Origin of the sequence: Xanthomonas sp. NCPPB 3761, from assembly GCF_041475705.2 — a bacterium.
In the GTDB taxonomy this organism is placed as follows: Bacteria; Pseudomonadota; Gammaproteobacteria; order Xanthomonadales; family Xanthomonadaceae; genus Xanthomonas; species Xanthomonas phaseoli.
In genome coordinates this window covers 2,866,305-2,885,863 of sequence record NZ_CM191262.1, presented here as the reverse complement: position 1 = coordinate 2,885,863, position 19,559 = coordinate 2,866,305, and the positions used below count along the sequence as shown (strand labels likewise).

At 65.8% G+C, this 19,559-nt stretch carries 16 protein-coding genes; 8 read left to right on the top strand and 8 right to left on the bottom strand.

Annotation, left to right across the window (positions count from 1 at the left end; all coding sequences use genetic code 11):
* Positions 1-181: 181 nt before the first annotated feature.
* From ACCQ00_RS12610 to ACCQ00_RS12600, 3 genes are all read right to left on the bottom strand, one after another.
* The gene (locus ACCQ00_RS12610; protein ID WP_039568981.1) at positions 182-1,036 is read right to left on the bottom strand and encodes a plasmid replication/partition related protein; all 855 of its coding nucleotides are present in this window, start codon (positions 1,034-1,036) and stop codon (positions 182-184) included.
* A 138-nt stretch (positions 1,037-1,174) separates the two neighbouring features.
* The gene (gene aptA / locus ACCQ00_RS12605; protein WP_180301679.1) at positions 1,175-2,539 is read right to left on the bottom strand and encodes an omega-aminotransferase AptA; all 1,365 of its coding nucleotides are present in this window, start codon (positions 2,537-2,539) and stop codon (positions 1,175-1,177) included.
* A 206-nt stretch (positions 2,540-2,745) separates the two neighbouring features.
* A complete protein-coding gene (locus ACCQ00_RS12600) occupies positions 2,746-2,928 on the bottom strand; it encodes a hypothetical protein (RefSeq protein ID WP_080576027.1) in 183 nt (60 codons plus the stop codon).
* Positions 2,929-3,054: 126 nt separating this feature from the next.
* Between ACCQ00_RS12600 and ACCQ00_RS12595 the strand changes: the two genes are divergently transcribed.
* From ACCQ00_RS12595 to ACCQ00_RS12575, 5 genes are all read left to right on the top strand, one after another.
* Positions 3,055-4,734, top strand: a complete 1,680-nt coding sequence (locus ACCQ00_RS12595) for an OFA family MFS transporter (RefSeq protein WP_017159940.1) — start codon at positions 3,055-3,057, stop codon at positions 4,732-4,734.
* A 6-nt stretch (positions 4,735-4,740) separates the two neighbouring features.
* Positions 4,741-5,586: a formate dehydrogenase accessory sulfurtransferase FdhD gene (gene fdhD, locus ACCQ00_RS12590; protein WP_039568979.1), complete on the top strand. Its 846-nt coding sequence runs from the start codon at positions 4,741-4,743 to the stop codon at positions 5,584-5,586.
* Positions 5,583-7,931, top strand: coding sequence for an FdhF/YdeP family oxidoreductase (locus ACCQ00_RS12585; RefSeq protein ID WP_039568976.1), 2,349 nt, complete (start codon positions 5,583-5,585; stop codon positions 7,929-7,931). The genes fdhD and ACCQ00_RS12585 overlap by 4 nt, the downstream gene beginning before the upstream one ends.
* Positions 7,921-8,199 (top strand): hypothetical protein, encoded by a 279-nt coding sequence (locus ACCQ00_RS12580; protein WP_039568974.1) that lies wholly within the window; start codon positions 7,921-7,923, stop codon positions 8,197-8,199. The genes ACCQ00_RS12585 and ACCQ00_RS12580 overlap by 11 nt, the downstream gene beginning before the upstream one ends.
* A gap of 505 nt (positions 8,200-8,704) precedes the next feature.
* Positions 8,705-9,985 (top strand): MFS transporter, encoded by a 1,281-nt coding sequence (locus ACCQ00_RS12575; RefSeq protein WP_039568971.1) that lies wholly within the window; start codon positions 8,705-8,707, stop codon positions 9,983-9,985.
* 119 nt (positions 9,986-10,104) lie between these two features.
* Here ACCQ00_RS12575 and ACCQ00_RS12570 read toward each other — a convergent pair whose 3' ends face one another.
* The 4 genes from ACCQ00_RS12570 to ACCQ00_RS12555 all read right to left on the bottom strand — a co-directional run bounded on the left by ACCQ00_RS12570 (position 10,105) and on the right by ACCQ00_RS12555 (position 14,774).
* Positions 10,105-10,566 (bottom strand): bacteriohemerythrin, encoded by a 462-nt coding sequence (locus ACCQ00_RS12570; protein WP_039568969.1) that lies wholly within the window; start codon positions 10,564-10,566, stop codon positions 10,105-10,107.
* Positions 10,567-10,695: 129 nt separating this feature from the next.
* Entirely contained in the window at positions 10,696-11,994 is a 1,299-nt protein-coding gene (locus ACCQ00_RS12565; protein WP_039568966.1) for a diguanylate cyclase, read from the bottom strand.
* A gap of 84 nt (positions 11,995-12,078) precedes the next feature.
* Positions 12,079-13,398, bottom strand: coding sequence for an NAD(P)/FAD-dependent oxidoreductase (locus ACCQ00_RS12560; protein ID WP_180301680.1), 1,320 nt, complete (start codon positions 13,396-13,398; stop codon positions 12,079-12,081).
* The gene (locus tag ACCQ00_RS12555; RefSeq protein WP_372353942.1) at positions 13,395-14,774 is read right to left on the bottom strand and encodes a glutamine synthetase family protein; all 1,380 of its coding nucleotides are present in this window, start codon (positions 14,772-14,774) and stop codon (positions 13,395-13,397) included. The genes ACCQ00_RS12560 and ACCQ00_RS12555 overlap by 4 nt, the downstream gene beginning before the upstream one ends.
* 143 nt (positions 14,775-14,917) lie before the next feature.
* Here ACCQ00_RS12555 and ACCQ00_RS12550 point away from each other — a divergent pair, with 143 nt between their 5' ends.
* Together ACCQ00_RS12550 and ACCQ00_RS12545 are read left to right on the top strand one after the other, a co-directional pair.
* Complete coding sequence (locus tag ACCQ00_RS12550; RefSeq protein ID WP_039568958.1) at positions 14,918-15,673, top strand: gamma-glutamyl-gamma-aminobutyrate hydrolase family protein; 756 nt, start codon at positions 14,918-14,920, stop codon at positions 15,671-15,673.
* A gap of 6 nt (positions 15,674-15,679) precedes the next feature.
* A complete protein-coding gene (locus tag ACCQ00_RS12545) occupies positions 15,680-17,065 on the top strand; it encodes a glutamine synthetase family protein (RefSeq protein WP_017156188.1) in 1,386 nt (461 codons plus the stop codon).
* A 33-nt stretch (positions 17,066-17,098) separates the two neighbouring features.
* On the opposite strand, the gene ACCQ00_RS12540 is transcribed toward ACCQ00_RS12545, so the two are convergent.
* The gene (locus ACCQ00_RS12540) at positions 17,099-17,779 is read right to left on the bottom strand and encodes a hypothetical protein (RefSeq protein ID WP_201442188.1); all 681 of its coding nucleotides are present in this window, start codon (positions 17,777-17,779) and stop codon (positions 17,099-17,101) included.
* A gap of 172 nt (positions 17,780-17,951) precedes the next feature.
* On the opposite strand from ACCQ00_RS12540, the gene ACCQ00_RS12535 reads away from it, so the two are divergent.
* Complete coding sequence (locus ACCQ00_RS12535) at positions 17,952-19,319, top strand: aspartate aminotransferase family protein (RefSeq protein WP_039568956.1); 1,368 nt, start codon at positions 17,952-17,954, stop codon at positions 19,317-19,319.
* Positions 19,320-19,559: the final 240 nt, after the last annotated feature.

The following is a 19,559-nucleotide window of genomic DNA, read 5'->3' as shown; positions in this document are numbered from 1 at the left end:
GCCAGCGCGCGCGCAGGTTGGTGGCCGCGTCTTGCGTGCCCTGTGCTCAGCTGCGCTTGGGTCGGGCGACCCAGCGCTGTTGCCGGCGTAGGAGCGTACCCGGGCGCGACGGGCTTTATCGGCAATGCCTGTCGCGCCCGGGTGCGCTCCTACGTGCTGCTGTCGACGGTCGGGTGCGCGCTCAGCCGCGCAGGCGTTCCAGCTGCGCCTGCAGTGCGGTCACCTTCGATTGCAGGGCGGTGTTTTCGTTTTCCAGTTCGGTGACGCGGCGCTGCAGGGCCTTGATGTCGCGGCGTTCGGCTTCGCCACCTTCGGCTTCGTCGGCCTTGGGTTTGCGCTTGGCATCGCGTACGCGCTTGGCGGCCTGTTTGAGCTCGGCCTTGCCGGCCTGCGCGGCGGCGCGTTGTTCGTCTTCGGACAGCGTGGCCACCGCAGCGGCGGCGCTGATCGAAATCTCGCCCGCCTTGACCGCCTGCACCACTTCCGGCGCGGCCTGTTTGTGGATGCGTTCGATCATCACCACTTGGTTGCTGCTCAGGCGCGCTTCGCGGGCCAGCTCGGCACGGCTGACCGGGGTAGAGGTTTCGTCCCAGGGTGGGCTGTCGGTGTCGTCAGCGGCGTGCGCGCTGCTCTGCTCCAGGCCAGTGTCGTGCTGGTCGCCAGCCACGGCCGGCGCTTCGGCAGCGGCGTCGGTGTCGCGCTGGCTGCGTTGGCGTGCGGCCAGGATCTCGCGCTTGCGCAACGCCAGTACGCCACGCTGGAAGTCGGACACGCTACGCCGGCCCAGGTGCTGCTCGATCATCCACAGGTGCACGTCCTGCATGGACTGGAAGCGCGGGTTCTGTACCGTCTGGAACGGCAGACCGTGTTTCTGGCAGATACCGTAGCGGTTGTGGCCATCCACCAGCACATCGCCCCACAACACCAAGGCATCGCGGCAGCCTTCGGCCAGCAGGCTGCGTTCCAGGGCCTCGTGCTCGTCGGGCGTCAGCGGGTCGATATAGGCCTTGAGTTCTTCTTTGACAACGATGTTCATACGGCAACTGCTGGGATGCGGGGCGGGCATTGTAGTGAGCCTGCCCCGGCTTTGCGCGCTTGACGGGTGCCTGCATGCGTGACACGCGGGAGCCCGTTGCCAGCGCAGGTTGCGGTCGTCGCCGATGGCCAGCCGCGCCTAGTCCACCTGGCGAAGAATCCTGCCCAGTGTCTCCACCATCTGCACGATCTGCGCTGGGGTGACGATCAGCGGCGGTGACAGTGCGATGACATCGCCGGTGACGCGCACCAGCAGGCCGCCCTCGTGGAAACAGCGCTCGAAGACGTCGTAACCGCGCGCGCCTGGGGCGCCGTCGCGTGGTGCCAGCTCGATCGCGCCGATCAGGCCGATGTTGCGGATGTCGATCACATGCGGCGAGCCGCGCAGGCTGTGCAGTGCGTCTTCCCACTGCGGGCCAAGCGTGATCGCGCGCGTGAACAGCTCTTCCTCGGCATAGGTGTCCAGCGTGGCAATCGCCGCTGCACAGGCCAGCGGGTGGCCGGAATAGGTATAGCCGTGAAAGAGCTCGATCGCGTTTTGCGGCCCGTGCATGAAGGCATCAAAGATCGCATCGGCCACCAGCACCGCGCCCATCGGCACGGTGCCGCTGGTCAGGCCCTTGGCGGCGGTGATGATGTCCGGGGTGACGCCGAAGCGCTGCGCAGCGAATGCATTGCCCACGCGGCCGAAACCGGTGATCACCTCATCGAACACCAGCACGATGCCGTGGCGGTCGCAGATGGCGCGCAAGCGCTGCAGGTAGCCCTCCGGCGGCAGGATCACGCCGGCCGAACCGGACACCGGTTCGACGAACACCGCGGCGATGGTGGATGCATCGTGCAAGGCGATCAGCCGCTCCAGATCGTCGGCCAGCTCCGCGCCGTGTGCGGGCAAACCACGCGCATAGGCGTTGCGCTGCAGATCCAGCGTGTGCCGCAGATGATCTGTGCCGGCCAGCAGCGGGCCGAACCATTTGCGGTTGTTGGGCAGCCCGCCGATCGACATGCCGCCGAACCCGACACCGTGGTAGGCCTTCTCGCGGCCGATGAAACGGGTGCGCTGGCCTTCGCCGCGCAGCCGGTGATAGGCCAGCGCGATCTTCATCGCGCTATCCACCGCTTCCGAGCCGGAGTTGGTGAAGAACACATGGCCCAAGCCCGGTGGGGCGATCGCGGCCAGCCGCTGCGCCAGCACGAAGGGCAGCGGCGAGCCCATCTGGAAGGTCGGCGCGAAATCCAGCGTGCCGGCCTGTTCGCGGATGGCTGCCACGATGCGCGCCCGGCTATGTCCGGCATTGCAGCACCACAGGCCTGCCGTGCCGTCCAGGATCTGGCGGCCGTGCACATCGCGGTAATACATGTCCTGCGCCGAGGCCAGCAGGCGCGGCCGTGCCTTGAACTGGCGATTGGCGGTGAACGGCATCCAGAAGGCATCCAGCTGCGTCGGTGCCTGCAGCGCATCGGCGGTATCGCTGGGAAGGTGGTGGGGCATGGCAGGCTCCATCGTGCAGGATCGCCCGACTGTACGCAGCCGGCACCTCGTCCGTCACCTGAGATGCCGGCACGCGCATGGGAACGCCGGCGCGTCGTGCGTACTCCGGTAGACGGGGCAGGGGGCGGACGATGCCAGCACCCACCACACCGCGGCGCGTGCAGCCGGTGCGGCGGGAACGGTTTCGCGACGCGGTTGGCGAAGTGCAGACAGACTAGTCAATTAGTCGCAGCTGCGGCCGCTAACACCAAGGCACGCTTACGCGGCATGGGCGGTGGCGGCGCTTTGCAACACTGCAGGGCGCTGGCGAGCATTGCAAACAGGCACGGATCGCCGATGATGCGCCAGACGACCGCCAGTTGGGCCTGGTCGGTGTCGCTGCCCGTATCGCAACGCGTTATTTGATTGCAGCTATCAATCGTATTCGGAACGGCCGACAGGACGTCGCCATCGCCCGCGAGGCGTTGGTGGTAGTCCTGTCAGCCGTGCTTTCGCAGTTCATCGTTGGTTTTTTGGGGGAAATGAGAATGACGCAAGGGTCCACCGTGGCGACAGCCAGCGGCGCAGACGCCGGGTTACTGTCCAAGGAGCGCATCATTGCGCGGCCGGGGTTCAATCGTTGGTTGGTACCGCCGGCAGCATTGGCGATCCACCTGTGCATCGGCATGGCCTACGGCTTCAGCGTGTTCTGGCTGCCGTTGTCCAAGGCGCTGGGCATCACCGAGTCGATCGCGTGCCCGGCCGAGATGGGCCTGTTCGCGCGCATGGTGGCCACCACCTGCGACTGGAAGATCAGCGAATTGCAGTGGATGTACACGCTGTTCTTCGTGTTGCTGGGCTGCTCGGCAGCGATCTGGGGCGGCTGGCTGGAACGGGCAGGCCCGCGCAAGGCCGGCGTGGTCTCGGCGCTGTGCTGGTGCGGCGGCTTGGTGATCTCGGCAGCCGGCATCCACTTCCATCAGATCTGGATGCTGTGGCTGGGTTCGGGCGTGATCGGCGGTATCGGCCTGGGCCTGGGCTACATCTCCCCGGTGTCGACCTTGATCAAGTGGTTCCCGGACCGTCGCGGCATGGCGACCGGCATGGCGATCATGGGCTTTGGCGGCGGTGCGATGATCGGCAGCCCGTTGGCCGATGCGCTGATGCGCCATTTCGCGACCCCCACCTCGGTGGGCGTGATGGAAACCTTCCTGGTGATGGCGGCGCTGTACTTCGTCTTCATGATGGCGGGCGCGTTCGGTTACCGCGTGCCGCCGAGTGGCTGGACCCCGGCCGGCTGGACCGCGCCGGTGGCCAGCAGCAATGCCATGATCACCGCCAACCATGTGCACGTGAAAAAGGTCTGGGGCATCCCCCAGTTCTGGCTGCTGTGGGGCGTGCTGTGCCTGAACGTCTCGGCCGGTATCGGCGTGATCGGCATGTCCTCGCCGATGCTGCAGGAAGTGTTCGGCGGCCGTCTGATCGGCGTGGATGTGGGCTTCGCCAGCCTGGATCCGACCCAGCTGGCCAGCATCGCGGCCATCGCAGCCGGTTTCACCGGTCTGCTCAGCCTGTTCAACATCGGTGGCCGGTTCTTCTGGGCCAGCATGTCCGACAAGCTCGGCCGCAAGAACACCTACACGCTGTTCTTCGTGCTGGGCATCTGCCTGTATGCAGCGGCGCCGTCGGCTGGCGGTATCGGCGGCATCGCGCTGTTTGCGGGCATCTTCTGCATCATCCTGTCGATGTACGGCGGCGGTTTCGCCACCATTCCGGCGTACCTGGCCGACCTGTTCGGTACCCAGATGGTCGGTGCCATCCACGGCCGGCTGCTAACGGCCTGGGCGACCGCCGGCATCCTGGGTCCGGTGGTGGTGGGTTACATGCGCGAGTACCAGCTGGCGCACGGCAGCCCGCCGTCACAGGTCTACAACACCACCATGTACATCCTTGCCGGCATGCTCGTGCTTGGCCTGATCTGCAACCTGTTGGTGCGCCCGGTGGCCGCACGTCACTTCATGACGCCCGACGAACTGGCACGCGAAAAGCAGCTCGCGCACGAGAAGGTCGACCGCACCGGGCATGGCGTGATTCCGCCGGAGCAGTTGGCGCGTATCGGTCATGGCGGCAACCCGGCACTGGTCGCGTTTGCCTGGCTGGCGGTGGGTATCCCGATGCTGTTCGGTATCTGGGTCACGCTGCAGAAAGCCTTCGTGCTGTTCCATTGAGGTGAGATGACCAGTCCGTCTTCCCGCACCGTGCGTCCCGGCAGTGTGGTACGCACGGTCCGTCGCCATCGCGGCGGCCGCAGCGCCACGGTGCAGGACATGGTGGCGGCCGAAATGCCGGTCGCCTTCATCTACAACGGCGTGCCATTCGCGGTGATGATGGCCACGCCGGAGGATCTGGAGGATTTCGCCCTCGGGTTCTCGTTGAGCGAAGGCATCGTCGATCACGCGCAGGACTTGCGCGTGATCGCGGTGGAGACGTTTCTGGAAGGCGCTTCGTTGCAGATCGAAATCCCGCCCGAGCGGGCAGCCGCGTTGGACCAGCGGCGGCGCAATCTGGACGGGCGCAGCGGTTGCGGGGTGTGCGGCAACGAGTCCATCGAAGCGGTGCTGCGTGTGCCGCCGGTGCTGCAAACGTCCCTGCAGATCGACGTGGATGCCTTGGCGCATGCGCTGGATGCGCTGCAAGCACGGCAGCCCATCGCCGCGCAGACCGGCGCCGTGCACGCGGCCGGTTGGGCCGATGCGCAGGGCAATGTGCAGCTGGTCCGCGAAGACGTGGGCCGGCATAACGCGCTGGATAAATTGATCGGTGCATTGGCGCGCGCGCGCATCGATGCATCGCACGGGTTCGCGGTGGTCACCAGCCGCGCCAGTTACGAAATGGCCATGAAAGCCGCGCAGGCCCGAATTCCGCTGCTCGCAGCGATTTCGGCGCCAACTGCGCTGGCGATCAGCCTGGCCGAGAGTGCGGGACTGACCCTGATCGGGTTTGCCCGCGATCACGATTGTGTCGTTTACAGCCATCCGCAGCGCCTGGATCTGGGCGTTGCCGTGGGAGAGCCCGCATGAGCAAGAAAACCATCAAGCAGTACGACAATCCCGCGGGCGGCTGGGGCGCATTGCGCTCGGTGGCCAAGCACCTGATGGAACAGGACATCGCCGTGCAGGGCGCCAAGACGCTGCTGCACGCCAACCAGCCGGACGGCTTCGACTGCCCCGGTTGTGCCTGGCCGGATCGCGACCACACCTCCACGTTCGAATTCTGCGAAAACGGCGCCAAGGCCGTGGCGGCCGAGTCCACCGCACGCCGTGCCGGGCCGGAGCTGTTCGCCTCGCACACCGTCAGCCTGCTGTCGCAATACAGCGATTACTGGCTGGAAGGGCAGGGTCGCCTAACCCACCCGATGCGCTACGACGCGGCGACCGATCACTACGTGCCGGTGAGCTGGGACGATGCCTTCGCGCAGATCGCGCGGCACCTCAATGGCCTGGCAACGCCGGATGAGGCCATCTTCTACACCTCCGGGCGCACCAGCAATGAGGCCGCGTTCCTGTATCAGTTGTTCGTGCGCGAGTTCGGCACCAACAACTTCCCCGATTGCTCCAACATGTGCCACGAGCCCTCCGGCACCGCGCTGCGGTCGCAGATCGGCGTGGGCAAGGGCACGGTGTCGCTACACGATTTCGAGCTGGCCGACGCCATCTTCATCTTCGGGCAGAACCCGGGCACCAATCATCCGCGCATGCTGGGCGAGTTGCGGCAGGCGTCCAAGCGCGGTGCGGCGATTGCGGCGTTCAACCCGCTGCGCGAGCGCGGGCTGGAAAAGTTCGCCGACCCGCAGGACAAGCTGGAGATGTTGCACAACGGCTCCACGCGCATCGCTTCGGATTATTTCCAGCTCAAGATCGGCGGCGACCTGGCCGCGGTGAAGGGCATCATCAAGCATGTGCTCGAGCGCGATGCGCAGGCGCAGCGCGATGGCACGCCGCGCTTGCTGGACCTGGAGTTCATCCACGCACATACCGCCAATTTCGACGCGTTCGCTGCCGACGTGCATGCGGAACGCTGGGACACCATCGTCGAAGAATCCGGGCTGGGCGAAGCCGCGTTGCGCAAGGCCGGGGAGATCTATCTCAATGCCGAGCGCGTGATCGCGTGCTGGGGCATGGGCATCACCCAGCACAAGCATTCGGTGGCGACTATCCACATGATCACCAACCTGCTGCTGCTGCGCGGCAACCTGGGCCGGCCCGGCGCGGGCGTCTGCCCGGTGCGCGGGCACAGCAACGTGCAGGGCGACCGTACGATGATGATCTACGAGAAGCCGCCGGCCGCTTTCCTGGACAAGCTGCAGTCGGTATTCGGCTTCGCCCCGCCACGCACAGACGGGTTCGATACCGTGGGTGCGATCGAGGCGATGCTGGACGGCCGCGGCAAGGTGTTCTTCGCGATGGGCGGAAACTTCGCTGCCGCCACGCCGGATACCGATGCCACGCACCGCGCGTTGCGCAATTGCGAATTGACCGTGCATGTCACCACCAAGCTCAATCGCAGCCACCTGGTGCATGGGCGCGATGCGTTGATCCTGCCGTGCCTGGGGCGCACCGAGATCGACATCCAGGATGCCGGCTCGCAAGGCGTGACGGTGGAAGATTCGATGAGCATGGTGCACCTGTCGGCCGGCATCAATCCGCCGGCCTCGCCGGACCTGCTGTCGGAACCGGCGATCGTGGCGCGCATGGCCGAAGCCACGCTGGGCGCACGCAGCGCGATCCGCTGGCGTTGGCTGGTGGGCGATTACGACCGCGTGCGCGATCTCATCGCCCAGGTGTTCCCGGATTTTGCCGGGTTCAACGAGCGCGTGCGGACGCCGGGAGGGTTCCGTTTGTCCAACACCGCGCGCGATCGCCAGTGGGTGACGCCGGAACAACGCGCGGTGTTCAAGCCGCACGCGGTGCCCACCGACAACCCGATCCATCGCGCGCGCCGCAGCCACGCCGAGCAGATGGTGTTCACCCTGGCCACCACGCGTTCGCACGATCAGTACAACACCACCATTTATGGGTTGGACGACCGCTATCGCGGCGTGTTCGGCGAGCGCCGCGTGCTGTTCATCAATGGCGCGGATATCGCGGCACTGAACATGAAGGCGGGCGATTGGGTGGACCTGGAAAGCCTGTGCGAGGACGGTGTGCGCCGCGAGGCGCGGCGTTTCCTGTTGGTGGACTACAACATCCCGCGTGGCTGCCTGGCCGCGTACTACCCGGAAACCAACGCGCTGGTGCCGTTGTCCAGTTTCGCCGACGAGGCGCGTACGCCGACTTCCAAGTCGATTCCGGTGATCGTGCTGCCGCACCGCGCCGAAACCGCCGATGCGGCACCGCGCGATATCGGAGCGGTGCTTGTCCGCTGATCCACAGCTGACCGCGCAGCTGCTGCATGTGCTTGCCGACGCGCCCGATGGCGTGTCGCTGGCGCGGCTATGCAAGCATCTGGGCGTGCGCATGAGCGTGCTGCTGCGCACGCTTGCCTGGTTGGGGGCCGCAAACCTGGACGGTCAACCGGGTCCGGATTGGGTGCGCGTGGAAGCGCGCGGCGAGCGGCAGTTTGCGGTGCTGACGCCGATCGGTTTGGCGGAGCAGACGCAGCGCTCAGCAGCGCAGGCGCCACAGAGCGGTTGAGCGAGTTCCTGCGGCTTTTGAAAGCTGTGCAGAACGACCAACTCAACTGGTCCTTGCCCGCCCATCGGCGCGGGACCGGTGGCGGCATGGATGACGCCACGGAGCTGACGTGGATGTAGTTGCAGCGTGTCCTGCGATGGTGGGCGGGCAGGGCTCTGCAGCAAACGCAAAGACCTTAAGTGCGCGGCATCCTCACCGCTTGCGGGACGCGCCGTGAATCCATCCATCGAGCCTGCGAGGACGTCCCTGCGGCGAGTCCTGCGATGGTGGGCGGCCCAGGGCGAGTAGCAAATGCGAAGACCTCGCACCTTGCAGGCTGAGCAGGCGACGATCTCCGGCGACGGGTTGCCGGAAACTTCTGCAAACACATCTGGTTCAAGACCAGTAGGACGCGATCCAAAGCACTGTCGGTCACGCCTGTAACCTTCTATCCCGGTTTGCCTGCGCAAAGCAGCGCCGCGATCTGCCAGAATCGGCCGTCTTGCTTCCCGGATGTCGATCAACCATGACTGCCGCTGCGCCGCTTGCCGCACCCACCAATTCACCCGCGCGCGTGCTGTTCGCCAGCCTGATCGGCACCACCATCGAGTTCTTCGATTTCTACATCTACGCTACCGCTGCAGTGCTGGTGTTTCCCACGCTGTTCTTTCCCGCCGGCGATGGCAGTGCGGCGATGCTGCAGTCGTTGGCGACCTTTGCGGTCGCGTTCGTCGCACGGCCGGTGGGCTCGGCGGTGTTCGGTCACTTCGGCGACCGGGTAGGGCGCAAGGCCACGCTGGTGGCAGCGCTGCTGACGATGGGTCTGTCCACCGTGGCCATCGGCCTGCTGCCCAGTTACGCGCAGATCGGCGTGTTTGCGCCTGCGTTGCTGGCGTTATGCCGCTTCGGCCAGGGCTTGGGACTGGGCGGGGAGTGGGGCGGGGCCGTGCTGCTGGCCACCGAGAACGCGCCGCCGGGCAAGCGCGTCTGGTACGGCATGTTTCCGCAACTGGGCGCGCCGCTGGGATTTTTGTTGTCCACCGGCACCTTTCTGGGCATGGGCGCAGTGCTGGACGATGCGCAGTTCATGCAGTGGGGCTGGCGCGTGCCGTTCTTGGCCAGTGCGTTGCTGGTCCTGACCGGGCTGTGGGTGCGCCTGAGCATCACCGAGACGCCGGATTTCCAGAAGACGCTGGACCGCAAGACGCGTGTCAGGCTGCCGCTGGGCACCGTGGTGTCGCAGCATTGGCCGGCACTGATTGTCGGCACGCTGGGCGCATTCGCCACCTTCGTGCTGTTTTATCTGATGACGGTGTTCGCGCTTGGCTACGGCACCAAGACGCTGGGCTACGACAAGGAACAATTCCTGTTGCTGCAGATGGCCGGCATCGTGTTCTTTGCGCTCGGCATTCCGCTGTCGGCCAAGTTTGGCGACCGGCACGGCGCGCCGCTGGCGATGATGCTGGCCAGCATCGCCATCGTGGCATTCGGCCTGGCGTTTGCACCGCTGTTTCAGGCCAGCCACCCGTTGCAGGTGCTGGCGTTCCTGTCGCTGGGATTTTTCTTCATGGGCCTGACCTATGGTCCCTGCGGCACGCTGCTGGCCGAGCTGTACCCCACCGAGGTGCGCTACACCGGCGCGTCGCTGTCGTTCAATCTGGCCAGCATCCTGGGCGCGGCACCGGCGCCCTACGTGGCCACGCAACTGGCGGCCAGTTACGGCGTGCAATCGGTGGGGTATTACCTGGGTGGGGCGGCCGTGCTGAGCCTGGTGGCGCTGGTCGTGGCGCGGCGTTGGCGTCGCTGAGCGGAGGTCGCGACGGTGTGTGAAGTGTCCGGATCGTGCAGCGAACTGGCGGTGCCCGATGACGCGATAGCGTGCGCGCATCAAAGTGCTGCTGCAGCGCCGCGGCGTCGATCCGGCTTTTAGCCGAAGATCCGCTTGAGCGTGCGGCCCAGCCAACTACCGTGCTGATGGGTCCGCGAAAACCGGTCCAGGTGTGCGATCACCTGCGGTGCGTAGGCCTGGTCGTCGCCGCGAATATGGTTGAACAGCCAGCGTGAGAGCATGTTGCGCAGCTCGTCGCTGACGTCTTCGCCGGCCTGGAAGCGCAGGCGGTATTCGCCCACGCGCTTGCCGAATACCGCATGCAGGCGTTGGTGCGCCTGGCTGAAGGGGTAGCCGGCTTCCTGCATCAGTTCTTCTTCGAAGGCGAAGTGCGAGAGCGTGTAATCGATCAGTTCGTCGATCACCTCCGCCACAGCCAGTTGCTGCAGACTGGTCTGCGCAACATGCAGCTGATTGATCATGTCCACAATGCGCCGGTGTTGATGATCGATCACCTCGATCCCGGTGTTGAGGTCGTCCTGCCAGACCAGCAGTGCCATCGAAGTCCCTTGCCCAGTGCGATGGGCATACGGTAAGCCGCGCACGCCGGCCGGGCGTTGATCTGGATCAAGGCATGTCGGCAGGCGCGTCATCCGCACGCGCCGCTTGGGCCTGCCGACGATGCAGCGTCAGCTTGCCAGACGCACCTGGTTACGGCCGCCGGCCTTGGCCAGATACAGGTGCTTGTCCGCTTCGTTCAGCAGGTAATGCAGCGACTGGTCGCTTTCGCTGGCGATGCATACGCCGATGCTCACCGTCATGCTCAACGTCTCGTCTCCCACGCGCACGCGCAGGGCGCTGATGCGCTCGCGCAGGGTTTCGAAATAGCTGGTGGCGTTGGCGGCATCCAGCCCGGGCACCAACAGGCAGAATTCCTCGCCACCGAAGCGTGCGACCAGATCTTGCGGCCGCGCATGCCCGGACACCGACGCGGCCACCGCACGCAACGCTTGGTCGCCGGCTTCGTGGCCCCAGGTGTCGTTGATGTGCTTGAAATGGTCGATATCCACCATCGCGGCGGTCACCGTCTGGTCCTCCAACAACAGCTTGGGAATGACCCGTTGGCTCTGTTCCAGAAAATAGCGCCGGTTGGGCAGGCCGGTGAGGAAGTCGCGGGTGGCAAGATCCTGCAGCGTGCCGATCAGTTCCAACTGGTCCACGTTTTGCGACACGCGGCAGAAGAATTCTTCGCGCGAAAAGGGTTTGCGCAGGAAGTCGTTGGCGCCGTTCTTCAGGAAACGCGGAATCAGCGACGAATCGCTGTTGCCGGATATGCCGATCACCGCCACCTTGTCGCGCGAGCGGATCGCGCGCAGCCGGCGGGTGAATTCCACGCCATCCATCCCAGGCATTTCCTGATCGACGATGGTCAGGCGAATGCCGGGATCGCGTTCGATCGCGTCCAGCCCGGCGGCGCCGTCGGCCGCCAGTACCACGCGGTAGCCGTACATCGACAGCAGCGCGCCGGCATAGGTGCGTGCCGACAGCGAGTCGTCCACCACCAGGGCGGCGATGCGGCGATTGCGCTCCAGGCGCTGCACCAGCCATGCCAGGTATTCGATGCTGCCCGGTGCATTTTTCAGCACGTAGTCGATGATCTGCTGCTGCAGCACGCGCTGGCGCAGGTCTTCGTCGTATACGCCGCTGACCACCACGGTGGGCAGTTTGCGCGAGAGAAAGAATTCCACGACCTTGTCGCGGTCGCCGTCCACCAGCACCAGGCCGGTGAGGACCAGGAACCAGCCGTCCTCTTCGTCGAGCACGCGCGCGGCTTCGGCCAGTGTCGAGACGACCGTGACCGGAAGTTCCACGCGTTGCTCGATGGCTTCGCGCAGCATGCTGGTGAACGTGCGCGAGTTCTCCACCAACAGCACGCGCTGCGGCAGGACTGCACTTTCACTATTGCGATGTAGGGTACCTGGAGACATCGGCTGGCCATCTGGATCGAACCGTCAGGTCAGCTAACGGCCCTGCTCGCCAAAACTTGAGCACCACGTTCCAAAGCGGGGCGCTCACCACAACGCATCGCGCAGCCGATACCAGCTCATCGCCGCCACCAGCAGCGGGGTCCGTAGCCGCTGCTCGCCGGGGAACGGTCGGTGCGGGATGCGTTCGAACACGTCCAGGCGCCGGCTCTGGCCGGCGATGGCCTCGGCAATGACCTGGCCGGCCAGCCCGGTGGCCGCCACGCCGTGCCCGGAAAAGCCCTGCGCGAAGTACAGGTTGGGCGCCAGCCGGCCCCAGTGCGGCGCACGGTTGCGCGAGATGTCCACGTAGCCACCCCACAGCGTTTCCAGCGGCACATCGTGCAGCTGTGGGAATACCGTGTGCATGCGCTGGGTCATCAGGCCCTGCAAGCCCGCAGGCGGACGCGAGGAGTAACTGGCGCGCCCGCCGAACAACAGGCGGTGATCGGCACTGAGCCGATAGTAATCCAGTGCCCAGTTGGTATCGGCCACCGCCATGTCGTTGGCGATCAGGGCGCGTGCACGCGCCTGGCCCAGCGGCGGCGTGGCGCCGACATAGGTGCCGACCGGCATGATGCGTTGTTCCAGCGTCGGGGCGATGCCGCGCAGCAGGGCGTTGCCGGCGATCACACCGAACGCGGCGGTCACGTTGCCGTGGGCGGTATGCATCACCACCCGCTCCCCGGGCTGCTGCCTGGTCACGGCCGAGTCTTCGTAGATGCGCACGCCGGCGGCCAGCGCGGCTCGCGCCAGGCCCAACGCATAGGCCAGCGGCTGCAGATGGCCACTGGCGGGGTCGAACATGGCACCCAGGTACAGCGGGCTGTCCAGTACCTGGCGGGTCCGTGCGCGGTCCCACCATTGCAGCGGGTAGTCGTAGCGTTCGGCCATGCGCAAGATGCCGTGTTGCAGCGCCCGCACCTGACGCGGCTTCAGCGGTACATGCGCGTGGCCGTCGCGCCAGTCGCAGGCGATGGCATGACGCGCGATGCGCTCGCGCAGCAGGCGCATGCCGTCGCGCGAGAAATCGAACAACAGGCGAGCATCGTCGTTGCCGACCAGCGCTTCCAGCGTTTCCTGCTCGCACCCGTAGCCAACGATGGCCTGGCCGCCATTGCGCCCGGACGCGCCCCAGCCCACGCGCCGGGCTTCCAGCACGATCACGGCGTAACCGGCCTCGGCCAGCACCAGCGCGGCGGCAAGGCCGGTATATCCACCGCCCAGAATGCAGACGTCGGCGTGCTCGGCGCCTTGCAGGCGCGGTTGTTGGGGCAAGGCCGGCGTGCTGCGTGCGTACCAGCTGTCCGGATACCCGTTGCCCGGTGAATCGCTGTGCGGCAGTGGCGCGTGCGGGTAGGCCATCACACGGTACGCAGGTACCGCGCGTAATCCAGGTCGGGGACCTGCGCCTGGTAGTCGAGCAGCTCGCGTTGCTTCTGCTGGCCGAATACGTGCTGGAACTGCGTGCCGAACTGCTCGGCGATGAAGTCGCTGCCGAGGAACGCATCCACCGCGCCTTGCCAGCTGCGCGGGATGAACGCCGACTGCGCGTACGCATTGCCGGTGACCGGTGCGGTGGGTTCGGCCGGCTGCCGCAGGCCGTCCAGCATCGCCGCCAGCACGGCCGCGGCGGCCAGATACGGGTTGGCATCGGCGCCGGCAATGCGGTGTTCGATACGGGTATTGTGCGCATCGCTGTGCGGGATGCGCAGCGCCAAGGTACGGTTGTTGAAGCCCCAGCTCGCATCCAGCGGCACGAACGCATTGCTGACGAAGCGGCGATAGCTGTTGGCATGCGGGGCGAACATCAAGAGCGAGGCGTCGGCATGCCGCTGCAGCCCGGCGATGGCGTGGCGTAGCGGCTGCGCAGGCACGTCGGCGGCACTGGCCAGCACGTTGTGCCCGGCGGCATCGAGCAGGCTCACATGCAGATGCAGGCCGCTGCCGGCCTGGCCGGGGAAAGGCTTGGCCATGAAACTGGCCAACTTGCCCTGCTGCTGCGCAATGGCTTTGATGGTGCGCTTGAGCAACATCGCCTCGTCGCAGGCGGCCACCGCATCGGCACGGTGTTGCAGATTGATTTCGAACTGGCCCGGTGCGTACTCGGCCACGGCGGTGTCGGCCGGAATGCCTTGCTGCCTGCACGCGGCGGTGACCGCATCGGTGAAGCCGCGCTGGTCGTCCAGGTCCTGCAGCGAATACACCTGCGTGCTGTCGCTGCGTTCACCGGTGATCGGGTCGCGCGGGGTCTGCGGTCGCCCCTGTGCATCGGCGATTGCATCGAACAGATAGAACTCCAGCTCCACTGCGATGACCGGGGTCAGGCCGAATGCGCCAAACCCCTGCAGCACGCGCTGCAACACTGCACGCGGGGCGACGTCGAACAGCCCGCCTTCGGGGGTATGCATCGCCAACAGCAGGTGCGCCATCGGCCGTGGCGCCCAGGGCACCGGGCGTAGCGAGCCTTCGATCGGCCGGCAGATGCGGTCGGCGTCGCCGATCGCATAGCCAAGCCTGGTTTCTTCCACCGTATTGCCGGTAATGTCGGTGGCGATCAGCGACATCGGCAGGCACACACCGTCGCGATACACCTTGCCCAGCGCATCGGCGGTCACCCGCTTGCCGCGCAGCACGCCATTGGTGTCGGGCAATAACAGATCGACGGACTCGCACCCGGCGATGCGAGAGAGGGTATCTGCATCGGCAGCGGGCAGGGAGGCGATGGAGTTCTCGGAAGCCATGGGCAACACCTGCAAAGTCGCCGCGCAGCGTAGCAAAGCGCGCGTGAGTAATCGCAAGCGCAGTGGCGCGCTTGGCAATGCCGGCAGTGGCGCGGTAACGTCGAGCGTATCGACGTTCCACCGAACGTATCGGATTTTCGCGCATGGCTGTCGTTCCGCTGGTCGGCCTGCCGACCGATCGCATCCTGCAAGGGCCTCATCCGTTCCTGGCCGCCGGCGAGAAGTACATCCGCGCGGTGGTCGAGGCAGCCGCCGCGATGCCGGTGCTGTTGCCCAGCCTGCAGCCGGCATTGGATGCGGGCGCGTGGCTGGAGCGGCTGGATGGGCTGTTGTTGACCGGAGCGGTCAGCAATGTGGAGCCGCATCACTACAGCGACGAGCCCAGCAGGGAAGGCAACCCGCACGATCCGGCGCGCGATGCCACCAGCCTTGCGCTGATCCCGCAGGCGCTTGCGCGTGGCCTGCCGGTGCTGGCGATCTGCCGCGGGCTGCAGGAGGTCAACGTGGCGCTGGGCGGGCGCCTGCATCAGCGCGTGCACGACGTGCCCGGCCTGGCCGATCACCGGGAAGACCGCGGCACACCGATAGACGCGCAATATGGCCCCGCGCATGAGGTGCACCTGCATCCGGGCGGCTGGCTGGCGGGCATGAGCGATAGCGCCCAGGTATGGGTCAATTCCCTGCACGGGCAGGGCATTGCCGCACTGGCTCAGGGCCTGCTGGTCGAGGCCACCGCGCCGGACGGCCTGATCGAAGCATTCCGCGGCCCGGGCCCCGGCTTTCTGCTGGCGGTGCAGTGGCATCCGGAATGGCGTGTCACACAGCATCCGTTCTACCGTGCCATCTTTCAGGCCTTCGGCGAGGCCTGTCGCCAATACGCCGCGCGACGCGGCACGTGAGGTTGCATGTCCATCCGCACACGTTCGCGCAAAACCACGTCCACGCAGCCGGAGAGCGCGCTGCGCCGCTGGCTGAAAGAGCGCAGCATCACCGAGGTGGAATGCCTGGTGCCGGACATCACCGGCAACGCGCGCGGCAAGATCATTCCTGCCGACAAGTTCTCGCATGACTACGGGACGCGCCTGCCGGAAGGCATCTTCGCCACCACCGTGACCGGCGATTTCCCCGACGATTATTACGCGCTGACCTCACCGTCGGATTCGGACATGCATCTGCGCCCGGATGCCAGCACCGTGCGCATGGTGCCATGGGCGGCCGACCCCACCGCGCAGGTCATCCACGACTGCTATACCAAGGATGGCCAGCCGCACGAACTTGCCCCGCGCAACGTGCTGCGCCGCGTGCTGGACGCCTACGCCCAGGCCAAGCTGCAACCGGTGGTGGCGCCGGAGCTGGAATTCTTTCTGGTGCAGAAAAACACCGACCCCGATTTCCCGCTGCTGCCGCCGGCAGGGCGCTCCGGGCGCCCGGAAACCGCACGGCAGTCGTATTCGATCGATGCGGTCAACGAGTTCGACCCCATCCTGGACCTGATGTACGACTATTGCGATGCGATGGAGCTGGACGTGGACACGCTGATCCACGAATCCGGCGCCGCGCAGTTGGAAGTCAACTTCACCCATGCCGACCCGATGTCGCGCGCGGACCAGGTGTTCCTGTTCAAGCGCACCATGCGCGAAGCCGCGCTGCGGCACGGTGTGTATGCCACGTTCCTGGCCAAACCCATGGAAACCGAGCCAGGCAGTGCGATGCATATCCACCAGAGCCTGCTGCATGCCGGCACCGGCAAGAACGTGTTCAGCGGCAAGCGCGAGGGCGGTTTCAGCGATACGTTCGCGCATTATCTGGGCGGCTTGCAGAAATACATTCCGATGGCGATGGGCCTGCTGGCACCCAACGTCAATTCATACCGGCGGTTGATGTTCGGCGAGGTGTCGCCGAGCAATGTGCTGTGGGGCTTCGACAACCGCACCTGCGGGCTGCGCGTGCCCATCGATGCGCCACAGAACATGCGGGTGGAAAGCCGCTTCGCCGGCTCCGACGCCAACCCGTATCTGGCGATGGCCGCGACGCTGGCGTGCGGATTGCTGGGCATTGGCGAAAAGCTCGAACCGACCGCGCCGATCAGCAGCAATGGCAAGGAGCAAGGCTACGATTTGCCGCGCTCGCTGGGCGAAGCGCTGGATGAGCTGGAAGGCTGCGAGGCGTTGCAAGAGATGTTGGGGCGGCGGTTCGTGCGTGCCTACATCTCGGTGAAGCGGAAGGAATACGAAACGTTTTTCCGGGTCATCAGTTCGTGGGAACGGGAGTTCTTGTTGTTGAACGTGTGAGCGGCGTGATTGAGACCGGTGCCGGGTGTTTCCCTAGTTCCGTCGGGAGCCCAGGTTTTTCCCTTCTCCCGCCGGGACATTGTCCTCCTTTATGGGAGAGAAGGTGCCCGAAGGGCGGATGAGGGTACGGCGCTGGGCGATGTTGAAGCGTGGCGTGATCAGTGCTTGCGCGTTTTTTTTGGGGGGCAAATTTAAAGCAGACCTTTCACGTTTCTTTGGAATTGTTCTGGATAGTTGAGCCGAAAGCAGGGCTTTCACGCCCTTCGGGCGCGAGTTAATTTTTCTTTGCACAAGCAAAGAAAAAGTAACCAAAAAGAAAGCACACCCCGTCCTCGCGCCCTGCGCGCCTTCGGCGCTGCGGGTGCGCAAGTCCGGCAGAAATTTTTGTAAGGGACATCCATGTCCCTTACAAAAACGTCGCGCATCCATGCGCGCCGCCCTGCGGGTCGTATCTGCCGGCCTTGCCGCTGCGGTATGGGGCCCCGGAAAAGCGTAAGCAAGGCAAAGCAAAGCAGGACAAGGCAGAGCAGGACAAGGCAGAGCAGGGCAATGCAATGAAGGGCCAGCGCCGCTTTGCGCAATGCACGGAGGTGCGGCGATGCCATGCACAGGCCAGGCAGTGCTGGGCAGGAGGCCGAAAGTGCGGTCGAAATGTGCAGGCCGTTTACGTCGCCAGATGTTTCCTTCTTCCATCGGGACATTGGCCTCCTTCATGGAGCGAAGGTGCGCGAGGGGCGAATGAGGGCGACGTCGGTGGCAGGGCAAGTTCTTGCGCCCCCCCTGTGTGTCGGGCGTGCAAGGAAGTGGCAGGGCTTTCTGCAAGGCCGTCCACGGTCCGGCAACAGGGCCTGGGTATGCTTGTAACCCCTCACGCGCGGAGCAGGTCGTGGATCCTTCGGTGCTCAAGGCGTTGCAGCAGCTCGATGCCGCCCATCATCTGCATCCTTTCAACGACAACGCGGAATTGGCGCAGAAGGGCACGCGCATCCTGACGCGCGGTGAGGGCGTGTACGTGTGGGATGCCGATGGCAACCAGTTGCTGGATGCGTTTGGCGGATTGTGGTGCGTCAATGTCGGCTATGGGCGAAGGGAATTGGCGCAGGCCGCGGCGCGGCAGATGGAGCAGCTGGCCTACTACAACAGCTTCTTCCAGTGCACCACCGAACCCACCATCCAGCTGGCGGCCAAGCTGGCGCAGTTGGCGCCGGGCGATTTGAATCATGCGTTCTTCGCCAACTCCGGATCGGAGGCCAACGACACGATCCTGCGCCTGGTGCGGCATTTCTGGGCCGTGCAGGGGCAGCCGCAAAAACGCATCTTCATCGGCCGCCATGATGGCTATCACGGCACCACCATGGCCGGCGCCAGCCTGGGCGGCATGAAGGGAATGCACCAGCAGGGCGGGTTGCCGATTGCCGATATCCACCATATCGCACCGCCCTATCACTTCGGCGATGGCGGGGAGATGGATCCGGAGGACTACGGGGTGCTGGCGGCGCGTCGTCTGGAAGACAAGATTCTGCAGCTCGGGCCGCATCACGTCGCCGCTTTTATCGGCGAGCCGATCATGGGCGCGATCGGCGTCTACATCCCGCCGCGCAGTTACTGGCCGGAAATCGAGCGGATTTGCCGGCGCTATGACGTCCTGCTGGTTGCAGACGAAGTGATCTGCGGCTTCGGCCGCACCGGCGAGTGGTTCGGTGCGGAGTATTTCGGCTTCCAGCCCGACGTGATGACCCTGGCCAAAGGCATCACCTCCGGCTACATCCCGCTGGCGGCGGCGATGTTCAACGACCGCGTGGCCGGTGTGCTCAAGAGCCAAGGCGGCGAGCTGGCGCACGGTGGCACCTATGCCGGGCACCCGGTGTGCGCGGCGGTGGCGCTGGAAAACCTGCGCCTGCTGCAGGACGAGGGCATTGTGGAGACTGCGCGCACGCAGGTTGCGCCGTACCTGGCGCAGCGCTGGGCCGCGCTGGGTGAGCATCGGTTGGTGGGCGAGGCACGCATCGCCGGGTTGGTCGGGGCGCTGGAACTGGTGCCGGACAAACAGCGTCGCGGTGCGTATTTCCCAGGGCGCGGGCGGGTCGGGGCGCTGTGCCGCGATTTCGCGCTGCGCCGCGGGCTGATCCTGCGCGCGACCTACGATGCCATGCTGCTGTCGCCACCGTTGATCATCACCCGCGCGCAGGTCGACGAACTGTTCGACAAGGCCTGGGCCGCGCTGGACGACACTGCGCAGGCGCTGGGCCGATAGCTCCCGCACAACCGGTCCCACCGCACGGCGGCAGGCCGCGACGAGGACGAGGACGAGGACGAGGACGAGGACGAGGACGAGGACGAGGACGACCAAGCATGCGCACACAGCGGTGCCACGCGGCGGCTGCCGCGCTCGCCAGCCGGCAAGGCCTGTCTGTGCCGGCCTCGCTGCGCTGGGCAAATCCGGGCGTGGTGGGTAGGCTGGAAAGAGCCCGGATTCGACACCGGCCGCCCCATC

Coding starts and splice junctions, on each gene's coding strand:
- ACCQ00_RS12610 (WP_039568981.1), bottom strand. CDS start 1,036: ATGAACATCGTTGTCAAAGAAGAACTCAAGGCCTATATCGACCCGCTG.
- aptA (WP_180301679.1), bottom strand. CDS start 2,539: ATGGAGCCTGCCATGCCCCACCACCTTCCCAGCGATACCGCCGATGCG.
- ACCQ00_RS12595 (WP_017159940.1), top strand. CDS start 3,055: ATGACGCAAGGGTCCACCGTGGCGACAGCCAGCGGCGCAGACGCCGGG.
- fdhD (WP_039568979.1), top strand. CDS start 4,741: ATGACCAGTCCGTCTTCCCGCACCGTGCGTCCCGGCAGTGTGGTACGC.
- ACCQ00_RS12585 (WP_039568976.1), top strand. CDS start 5,583: ATGAGCAAGAAAACCATCAAGCAGTACGACAATCCCGCGGGCGGCTGG.
- ACCQ00_RS12575 (WP_039568971.1), top strand. CDS start 8,705: ATGACTGCCGCTGCGCCGCTTGCCGCACCCACCAATTCACCCGCGCGC.
- ACCQ00_RS12570 (WP_039568969.1), bottom strand. CDS start 10,566: ATGGCACTGCTGGTCTGGCAGGACGACCTCAACACCGGGATCGAGGTG.
- ACCQ00_RS12565 (WP_039568966.1), bottom strand. CDS start 11,994: ATGTCTCCAGGTACCCTACATCGCAATAGTGAAAGTGCAGTCCTGCCG.
- ACCQ00_RS12555 (WP_372353942.1), bottom strand. CDS start 14,774: ATGGCTTCCGAGAACTCCATCGCCTCCCTGCCCGCTGCCGATGCAGAT.
- ACCQ00_RS12550 (WP_039568958.1), top strand. CDS start 14,918: ATGGCTGTCGTTCCGCTGGTCGGCCTGCCGACCGATCGCATCCTGCAA.
- ACCQ00_RS12545 (WP_017156188.1), top strand. CDS start 15,680: ATGTCCATCCGCACACGTTCGCGCAAAACCACGTCCACGCAGCCGGAG.
- ACCQ00_RS12540 (WP_201442188.1), bottom strand. CDS start 17,779: ATGAAGGAGGCCAATGTCCCGATGGAAGAAGGAAACATCTGGCGACGT.